Source organism: uncultured Methanobrevibacter sp., from assembly GCF_900316895.1.
Classification (GTDB): Archaea; Methanobacteriota; Methanobacteria; order Methanobacteriales; family Methanobacteriaceae; genus Methanocatella.
In genome coordinates, this window is record NZ_ONER01000063.1 from 1 (window position 1) to 8,472 (window position 8,472).

Consider the following 8,472-nt stretch of genomic DNA (forward strand, 5'->3'; position numbering starts at 1 on the left):
ATAAAATTCAAATAATGGCATGTGTGATATTAATGGCTGAAGCATCATATGAGGAACTTATTGCTGACATTCTGTATGTCGATGGAAGGATTTCAAAGGCCAAGCTGATTGGCGTATTTGTGGGATTGGCGATATTTATAGGGTATCTGATTTTTCTTGTTCCAAGTTCACTGAGAAGTGGTGTTTTGCCGTTTTTCATGACAATGTCTGTCTGCTTTTTCCAGATTGTGCTGTATTACGGCATATGCAGGGTTGGAGGTTATTTAATTAGAAAATTTTCTAATTAAATAGAGCTCATGAACCTTTCCTTGATGGTGATAGGATCCAAATCGATTATTGGTGCATCTGAATTGCCCGGTTCTGTCTTGTAGACAACGAAACTCGCATCGTCACTTCTTATCACATCTTTCAAGTTGATGTCCTTGAAATCGAAGCTGTTTTTAAACCCGACTCCTTTTGCAACATCCACCAGATCTATTTTTTGTGCGTAGGTGTCCTGGTTTCCGGTTGAACCGTAGGCTCCGTTGTCAATGACAATCCATGTAAGGTTTGAAGGGTTGTTTGCAAAGACTGTCACAAGTGAACCCATATTCATAAGAAGGGATCCGTCCCCGTCAATGACGACAACATCCTTATGCGGCCTTGCCATTGCAAGCCCGAATCCGATTGAGGATGCAAGGCCCATTGATCCTATCATGTAGAAGTTTTTTGACCTGTCATCTATCTCATAGAGCTCCCTTGATGGAAATCCTATATTGCAGATGATGAGTTCCTCTTCAATGCTTTCCATTATTTCCTGTATCGCTTCATATCTTGCCATGTTATCACCAATATTTGATCTCCAATAGAATGCTCACCGGCTTTCCTTCATCTTCGGACAGCTCCCATGAGAGCCTCACGTCATCATATGCAGCTTCAGGGGTGGCTGGAGTGAAGAAGTTGAAGCCCATTGCCTCAAGAATAAGTGCGGTGGACTCGCCCATAGGTACCTGGCCGCATATGCTTTCGCCTTCTGTTCCCCTGTGGCTCATAATCATTAAAAGAGGAAACTCATACAGTTCCATCAGTGACTTTAAAGCATTGATGGAGTTTCCAAGACCTGAATTCTGCATGAGAATTGCTGTTCTTTTTCCGCCGAGATATGCTCCTGCGCATATTCCGATTCCTTCCTCTTCACGGGTAACCGGAATGTGTGTAATTTCCGGGTCATCATCAATCATGTTCAATAGTTTTGACAGGTTGACGCATGGAACGCTGACGATGAAGTCGATTCCGGCATCCTTAAGCCCGTCATAAATAGCTTCTGTACTATCCATTTTATCACTTCATTTCCATTGATAATATTATTATGTTTAAAAGGTATTTAAAGTTACTTTTTCCTATATTTAAATTTTCATAAGTTTTAATTCAATTCTAATTTATAGTAACCTTTTTATTTATTCAAATCCAATATAAAATCATGTTTGATAAACTACCCGTTTCCTCTAAAACAGAAAAGATTCTTACAAAATCATTGGATGAGGAGATTTCCGTTGAAGAGGCAAACCATTTGATGAATATAAAAGGGCATGACCTGTACCCTTTACTTGCAACTGCTGATTTTTTAAGACACCAAATCGTTGGGGACAACGTAACATTCATTAATAACTGTAACATCAACTTTACAAATATCTGTACGGTCAGATGCGGCTTTTGCGCATTCGGAAAGGATGCCGATGACCCTGATGCATATATCCTGAATGACGAGCAGATACTTGCCAAGGCTGAAGGCGCCGTTGCAAATGGAGCACGCGAATTCACACTGATGGGTGGAGTGCATCCGGATGCCGACATTGACTATTACCTGCATCTTCTTGGACTTCTAAAGGACAATTACCCGAATGTTACAATTCACGGATTTTCACCGACCATGGTGAGGGACGCATGTCTGGCTTCAGGAATGGACATGGCGGAAGGTTTCGAACTTCTCAAAGATGCCGGTTTGGACACTCTTCCTGGAACCGCTGCCGAAATACTCACCGACAGGTCAAGGGAAATAATCTGTCCTGAAAAGGTCAGCGTGGCTGAATGGATCGATGCCGTCAAGACCGCTCACGAAGTCGGAATCCAGGGTTCAGCAACCATAATGTATGGGCATGTGGAGACCTTAGAGGAAAGGGTAGAGCATATCGATATAATCAGACAAATCCAACAGGACACACACGGTTTTACCGAGTTCATCCCAATGACATTCATGCATGAATATTCACCGATATTTCTGGAAGGCCAGTCAGATCTTGGAGCCACCGGAACACAGGACCTGAAGCTCTATGCGGTTTCAAGGCTTATGCTTAGGGATTTGGTCCCGAACATCCAGGTTTCATGGGTGAAAATGGGATTCAGGTTTGCACAGGTTTCCCTTATAGCCGGTACAAATGACCTTGGAGGAACATTGGGTGGTGATGAGCTTTCTGAAGCTTCAGGTGCGCCTGATGGAGTTAATGCATCAATCAATACCTTTGCCCGCATTGTCAGGGATTTGGGTAGACATCCTATTGAGAGGAATTCCACTTATACTGAGTTTTATGAAATAGAATAGCCAGGTGCCTTATGAGGAAATTTATTGTCATCGATGGATTGGACGGTTCAGGAAAGGACACACAGGTCAACCTCCTGGCGGAGGCCTATGAGAATAAGGGTCGAAAGGTTACCGTAAGGTCCCATCCATGCAGCGACAATAAGTTCGGCCGCAAGTCAAAGCAGGCACTTTTAAAGACAGGCAAATACAATAAGATTAAGGCAACGGTCTATTTCGGGCTTGATGCGATAAGGTCCGTTCACATGTACTATTATAACAAGGATGTTGATGTGGTGATCTTTTCAAGGTATATCCTGGCGGTGATGTATCTTCCGAATGTCGTCAATACTATAGTATACAAGATTGTTGCTTTCGTTCTTCCCACATCCGACTGCATGTTCTTTTTGGACATTACACCGGAGGAGTCCCTCAGAAGAATAGGTTCCCGTGATGAGGAAACCGAAATGTTTGAAAATATAGAGTCATTAAGGGAGAACCGTGAAAAGTCACGGAAGTTCACATACAACTGGAATGTGGTTCCCGCAGATGATTCCCCCGAAGAGATTTCAGAAAAAATAGTTGCCAAGTGCTTCAGCACTGACTAGATTATAATACTTCTTTTATTCCGTCGCTTGTGATTATCATCAGGGAATTCAGGTTTTCAAGAACAAGAGAAACGATCGGATGGGTCTGGATGTCCTTGTGCATGAATATTATCTCGTTTCCGACGATGTCAATCCAGTTTACATGATAGACGACAACACCATTCACTATCAGTCCCAGGTATTCGGGAACAAATCTGTTTTCATTGATTTCTTCAAAGTATGGGTTTTTTCTCAATATTTCTCTTAAAACGTTATCCATAATCATACACCTTTTCTTTCATAAACGAATTTAGGAACGGCCTTGTCGAACGGGTCGAAGCTTTCCCTGTCTTTGACTTCCATGCACTTCATGCTCACCTTTGAGTGAAGTGAGGAAGGCAGTCTCAAAATCCTTTTAAGGTCAATTGATACCTTTGCGTCTATTGTTGCAAGATTTACCCTTGCCATTGCCTCGACAAGGTTCTTGTATCTTCTAGGGCCGATGTCCTTTTTGAACAGGCCCCAGTTGTCATTTTCAAGATGATGCCTTGAAGCCATGATGTCCTTCATGAGCTTAGGGTTGATTCCGTCAAGCTTTTCATTGCCCACAAGATGCTGGATGTTGAACTTGACCCTGTCTGTGAAAATCTTCTGGTATCCGACAGGTATTGTGAAATGCTCGAAGTTAAAGCTCTGGTTGGATATTTCAGCGTTCATGAACTGTGACTTTGGAACCTCAGCGCCTGCAGCATATTTAAGGACTTCAGACCTTAGCTCGCTTCCGGCGGTCATCATCTCCTCATCCATGATCCTTATGTGGTAACCCCTTCCGGAGTATATCAGATGGATGTTTTTCAGTCCCAAATCGCCTTCAAGAGTATCAATAAGATTGTTGACTATTTCCAAAGCCTCCCCAAGACAGATTTCACATACGCCGTCGCACTGGCAGGACCTTATCGGAATGTCCTTTGCGTCAACGTCGAAAATGTATTCTGCCTTAAGCCAGTCCTCACGGCGGCGTGGGTTGTTGTAGAATGCAACTGAAATGTATGCCGCAAACGGAGCCTTGTATCTGAGGAATTTGCGAAGGGCCTCTGTTCCGCCAAAGACCTTGTACCTGTCATTTGGTCCCCTTCCGTTGTGGTCAAAACCGAACTCCCTTTTCTTGATGTCCTTTGATATGAAGCCGGGCAAGTCTTTAGGGTCCCATTCCTCACGATAGTATTGTCTTCGCTCTTTTATTGTAGCTTTGGAAAACATAATAATAGGTTTATTTTTAAAGTATTTATTTATTCGCCAAGTGTGATTTTGCGATTTTGCACATATTATATTAATCAGGATGTATAAAATATTTTCATGGAAGAATTTGTTGAAGTCATTGGAGTTGAACACCTAAAGACAGTGCTTTCAGGTCTGACACCAGAAGAAATCGTAAAGCCCGCATATGACAACTGGATGGGCGGCATCAAGACAGGCCATACCGTACTGAACCTTGAAACAGGCAATGTCTATGGATTGGGCATTGATTTTAATCAGCTTCCATTGGCGGATGAAATATATATAGAACTCTTCACCATCGAGTCCCATGAAACTCCCGTCAACGAGGAGGACTTCTTTTCAAAGCATGAATATGAGGAGTTTCTGGAGTTCAGCAGTGATGATCCATGCGAATACATTCCTGACATCATAACCGACTTCTGTGAAATGAAGGGAATTGATGAGTATGAAAGGACCATCGGCGTTCTGGCCTATAACTTCGAAAAAAGTGAACAGGCAAACTATAACATGTGGGAATCAAAGATTTTAAACAAGTATTATGATGCGATTTATGAAAATCATAATCCTTTCGAGTTTTCCCAGTCAAGTCTGTAGGTCATATTATGAATTTTGATGAAAACAGGGATTTTCCCTTTTACAATGAAATTCCAAGGATGTCAAAAATCGGATGGCTGGTATTGCTGATCAGCGTGCCTGTTGCTTTATTTTCCTTTCATCATGCCGATTTTTTTACAAATGAATTAGTGGCAAGCATATTTTTCCTTTTGATAATGCTTATTCCACTGCTTTATTTTTCCGATTGGGACTATTCGCTGTTTTTCAAAAAGCCTACAAAAGATGAGGTAATACTTGCTGTAGTAATGTTTTTAGCGTTTTTTATCTATTCGTTTATCATGACTCCTCTTTTGGATGCAAGCGGCTTGGCCAGCATCGGAAGCGGTGATGCGGATATTGTTCCTATCATATCATTGGTGTTTTCCATGATGGCCGAAGAGTTGATGAAGTTCATTCCGCTGATGTTTCTGTTGAGGGTTTTCTTTAAATACACTTCCAACCGCAGATTGTCAATAATTGTATCGTCTGCAATTACACTGGTCTTTTTTGCTTTAATTCATTTGGAACCTGGCGTTTCTTTACTGTCAGTGCTTCTGATTCAGGGTTTAGGTTCACTGTTCCATCTATATGTATATCTGAAAACGAAAAATCTCTTTGCATCATACCTGTCACATCTGATGACTGATGCATTTGTTTTAATAATGGCGATGCTCGGAATCTTTGGGGCTTAAGTTATTCTTCCTTTGGAGCTTCCTTGTCCAGCTGGAACTTCTTTCGTCCGTAGCATGACAATGGGTTGTTTATTCCCTTGCAGGACTTGTCCGGATGGCAAAGGTTAGGAAGGTGTATCTTTATTTTTTCACAGCTCATAGGAGTGTACCATTTTGTTTCACCCTCATGGTTAATGTCAACGCGCTCATGCATTCCGAAACCTAATTTTGATATGATGTTTATCTTTTCCTGTGGCTGGTCGTCAAAAAGAGGTGGACTACAGTTGTCTGCTGCATCAAAAATCAGAGGCAAAATCTCATTTTCAGTGATTGACAAATCAGGATCCATATCGGATACCTTGACTGTTTCATCGGATGCGAAAATTCTCGGATAGAGCCTTGCATATGATGCAAATGATGTTAAAAGAAGTACGATTGCATCGTTACGTCCTCCTGAAGAGACTCCTTCGACTGTTGCTTTTATGCATGGCGGGAATGCGTCAGGGTTAAGTTTTCCTGCCTGAACTGTTCCGTATATTCCTCCGCTTCCTGCATAGTACTGGTTGTATTTGCTGATTTCTTCAGGTATGAATTCCTTTAGGTCCTCGCCGATTTTAATAATTGCAGGATGCATTTCGACTCTTGCTGACATTTCCTTGATTCGTGCAAGGTATTCCTCGGTTTTCTGCATTATCAGTCTTGAAAGAATCTGTTCCTTGACGCTGTCACCTATAAGTATATTATACATTCTCTCAGGGCTTCTGTCTGTAAATTCATCACCGAAACGGTACAGGAAATCTTCCTGCTGCAATACAATGTCTCCCTCATCTATCAACAAATCAGTAAGCTTGAGCTTTTTGCTTGCAATCACTTCGCTTAGGGATTTCCATCCAATTGCACCGTCGACTTTGACCTCATCAAGCACTTCGTCGATTATTTCCGCCCTTGACATTGGAGGTATCTTAGCCAAACGCTCTAAAATAAGTGCTCCCTGGGATTCTATGAAGAGTCTTGTTTCACGTGAACCTAGGTTGAACTGTATGGCGATTGCCTGGCATAATATATGGAATGTCACCACATCCTGGGCATAGAGGTCCTGATTGGTGAGGTATTCAAATTCTGCCTGTGTGAAATTGGTGTTGTTCTTTTTCTCGATTGCCCAGAGCATTCGTTTCATGCATAGGTCATACAATGATTTTGGAATCAGGGAATCATCTGAAAACCTCTGGTTGGTTGTGCGGATGCATATGTCTATCAGTGATTCGTCTTCATCAAATATCTGATTGAGATCTCCGTATTCCCTTATAATTAGTCTTCCTTCATCGGATAATGGATTTATGAATGAAACTTCTGCCATGCTTTTAACTTTTTATTTTATGTTTTAAATAGCTAACTAATAGCTGAAATCAATATTGGTTCAGGTATGGACAGTTGAATTTTTAGGTGAGTCGAGAAAAGATTTAACGTTAAAAAAAATAAGAAAGTTCTAGATTTGATTATAAATAATCAAACCTAGCAAAGAAACTATTTTATAACAACTTTGATGCTTTTTGTGATTGCCGAATATGTTGAATCTCCGGCAAACTTGATTTTGCAGACGTGTTTTCCTTTTTTGGTTAATTTGATCTTGGCTGTTGCAACACCTTTCTTATTGGTTTTCACAATGTATTTTTTACCTTTGATGGTAAATGTCACTTTTTTGCCCTTGAGGACTTTGCCCCTGCTGGTTTTAAGTGTTGCAGTAAGCTTTTTGGTTTTAGCCTTAGCCTTGAATGTCTTTTTGGAGCTTGTAAGTTTAGGTTTCTGCTTGTTGACCTTGATGCTGGCTGAAGCGGATGAACCTAAATATTTTTTGCTTCCAGCAAAGGAAATTGTTGCCTTATAGGTACCTGCCTTTTTGATGTTGACCTGCACGCTGGCAATACCGTCTGACTTGGTTTGAACAGTGTATACGACATTATTCAATGTAATCTTAACGGTTTGTCCGGCCAAAGGATTATTGTTGCTGTCCTTTAAGGTCACGGTGAAATACTGTCCTTTATTGCCGTCAACAGCTGCATCGATGGCAGTTGTCACCATATTGTTTGCAACAATCACTGTCGGGAACTTCTTGGCAGTCACGCTGATGCTTAAGTTGTTGTTGGATTCGTTTAAATCGATTTCATTGGCATTGACGGATACGCTGTTTATGATATCATTGTATTCGATAACCTCTAGGGTTAAAACCAGACTGCATGAATCTTTAGAGCTTAAATTGCCGATTTCCCAGATATTGCTTGTGTTGTCGAAGCTTCCGTCTGCACTGATGAATTTTACAAATTCGCTTAAGGCCACATGGACATTAACGCCGCTTGCATTACAAGGCCCGTCATTTACAACAGTCATTGTAAATGCAATGAGGTCTCCAATGTTTTCAAATGATGTGAGATTTGAGACACCACTTATTTTCAAATCAATGACCGGAATGGCTTTTAAGTTTGCACTTGCCTTGTTGTTTTCAGCATTGCTGTCGTTTTCACGGGATGTTACTGTAAATTCGGTTGTTAAAGCTTCGAGACTTTCCACAGTTGCATTTAATGAGAGTGTAATTGCATTTTCACTGCCTGCTCCAAGGCTGGAAATTTTCCAGATGCCGTTTCCGGTATATGATGCATCGGTTGAGTGTGCATTCATGCCGCTAGGAATGGCTGCTGTCACGGTAATGTCGGTTGCAGCGCTTGGGCCGTTGTTGCTGACTGTGATTGTATATGTGACTGTGTCTGCGTAATGTGGAGTTGAGTTGTCAACG

General features: G+C 41.4%; 11 protein-coding genes. 5 read left to right on the forward strand and 6 right to left on the reverse strand.

Annotation, left to right across the window (positions count from 1 at the left end; translation table 11 throughout):
* Positions 1 to 287, forward strand: a 287-nt coding sequence (locus QZN27_RS07260; protein ID WP_296785751.1) for a hypothetical protein, incomplete at its 5' end; no start/stop codon positions are given.
* Here the strand turns inward: QZN27_RS07260 and comE are convergent.
* Positions 284 to 820, reverse strand: coding sequence for a sulfopyruvate decarboxylase subunit beta (comE, locus tag QZN27_RS07265; protein ID WP_296785753.1), 537 nt, complete (start codon positions 818 to 820; stop codon positions 284 to 286). The genes QZN27_RS07260 and comE overlap by 4 nt on opposite strands.
* Before the next feature lie 4 nt (positions 821 to 824).
* Entirely contained in the window at positions 825 to 1,316 is a 492-nt protein-coding gene (comD, locus tag QZN27_RS07270; protein ID WP_296785756.1) for a sulfopyruvate decarboxylase subunit alpha, read from the reverse strand.
* Between the two features lie 143 nt (positions 1,317 to 1,459).
* Between comD and cofH the strand changes: the two genes are divergently transcribed.
* A complete protein-coding gene (cofH, locus tag QZN27_RS07275; RefSeq protein ID WP_296785759.1) occupies positions 1,460 to 2,578 on the forward strand; it encodes a 5-amino-6-(D-ribitylamino)uracil--L-tyrosine 4-hydroxyphenyl transferase CofH in 1,119 nt (372 codons plus the stop codon).
* Between the two features lie 11 nt (positions 2,579 to 2,589).
* Positions 2,590 to 3,162, forward strand: a complete 573-nt coding sequence (locus QZN27_RS07280; protein WP_296785762.1) for a thymidylate kinase — start codon at positions 2,590 to 2,592, stop codon at positions 3,160 to 3,162.
* Between the two features lies 1 nt (position 3,163).
* Here the strand turns inward: QZN27_RS07280 and QZN27_RS07285 are convergent, their stop codons facing one another.
* Positions 3,164 to 3,421: a hypothetical protein gene (locus QZN27_RS07285; RefSeq protein ID WP_296785765.1), complete on the reverse strand. Its 258-nt coding sequence runs from the start codon at positions 3,419 to 3,421 to the stop codon at positions 3,164 to 3,166.
* Positions 3,422 to 3,423: 2 nt separating this feature from the next.
* On the reverse strand, positions 3,424 to 4,401 hold the full coding sequence (gene priS / locus QZN27_RS07290) for a DNA primase catalytic subunit PriS (RefSeq protein WP_296785768.1): 978 nt from the start codon (positions 4,399 to 4,401) through the stop codon (positions 3,424 to 3,426).
* Positions 4,402 to 4,497: 96 nt separating this feature from the next.
* Here priS and QZN27_RS07295 point away from each other — a divergent pair, with 96 nt between their 5' ends.
* Both QZN27_RS07295 and QZN27_RS07300 read left to right on the forward strand, forming a co-directional pair.
* A complete protein-coding gene (locus tag QZN27_RS07295; protein ID WP_296785771.1) occupies positions 4,498 to 5,013 on the forward strand; it encodes a hypothetical protein in 516 nt (171 codons plus the stop codon).
* 8 nt (positions 5,014 to 5,021) lie between these two features.
* Entirely contained in the window at positions 5,022 to 5,705 is a 684-nt protein-coding gene (locus tag QZN27_RS07300; protein WP_296785773.1) for a type II CAAX prenyl endopeptidase Rce1 family protein, read from the forward strand.
* 1 nt (position 5,706) lies between these two features.
* Here the strand turns inward: QZN27_RS07300 and priL are convergent, their stop codons facing one another.
* Positions 5,707 to 7,041, reverse strand: a complete 1,335-nt coding sequence (gene priL, locus QZN27_RS07305) for a DNA primase large subunit PriL (RefSeq protein ID WP_296785776.1) — start codon at positions 7,039 to 7,041, stop codon at positions 5,707 to 5,709.
* A 167-nt stretch (positions 7,042 to 7,208) separates the two neighbouring features.
* Positions 7,209 to 8,472, reverse strand: a 1,264-nt coding sequence (locus QZN27_RS07310; protein WP_296785779.1) for an Ig-like domain-containing protein, incomplete at its 5' end; no start/stop codon positions are given.

Bases quoted from the DNA above. Each gene is read 5' to 3' on its own strand.
- QZN27_RS07280 (WP_296785762.1), top strand. From the start codon at position 2,590: ATGAGGAAATTTATTGTCATCGATGGATTGGACGGTTCAGGAAAGGAC.
- priL (WP_296785776.1), bottom strand. From the start codon at position 7,041: ATGGCAGAAGTTTCATTCATAAATCCATTATCCGATGAAGGAAGACTA.
- QZN27_RS07300 (WP_296785773.1), top strand. From the start codon at position 5,022: ATGAATTTTGATGAAAACAGGGATTTTCCCTTTTACAATGAAATTCCA.
- comD (WP_296785756.1), bottom strand. From the start codon at position 1,316: ATGGATAGTACAGAAGCTATTTATGACGGGCTTAAGGATGCCGGAATC.
- cofH (WP_296785759.1), top strand. From the start codon at position 1,460: ATGTTTGATAAACTACCCGTTTCCTCTAAAACAGAAAAGATTCTTACA.
- QZN27_RS07295 (WP_296785771.1), top strand. From the start codon at position 4,498: ATGGAAGAATTTGTTGAAGTCATTGGAGTTGAACACCTAAAGACAGTG.
- priS (WP_296785768.1), bottom strand. From the start codon at position 4,401: ATGTTTTCCAAAGCTACAATAAAAGAGCGAAGACAATACTATCGTGAG.
- comE (WP_296785753.1), bottom strand. From the start codon at position 820: ATGGCAAGATATGAAGCGATACAGGAAATAATGGAAAGCATTGAAGAG.
- QZN27_RS07285 (WP_296785765.1), bottom strand. From the start codon at position 3,421: ATGGATAACGTTTTAAGAGAAATATTGAGAAAAAACCCATACTTTGAA.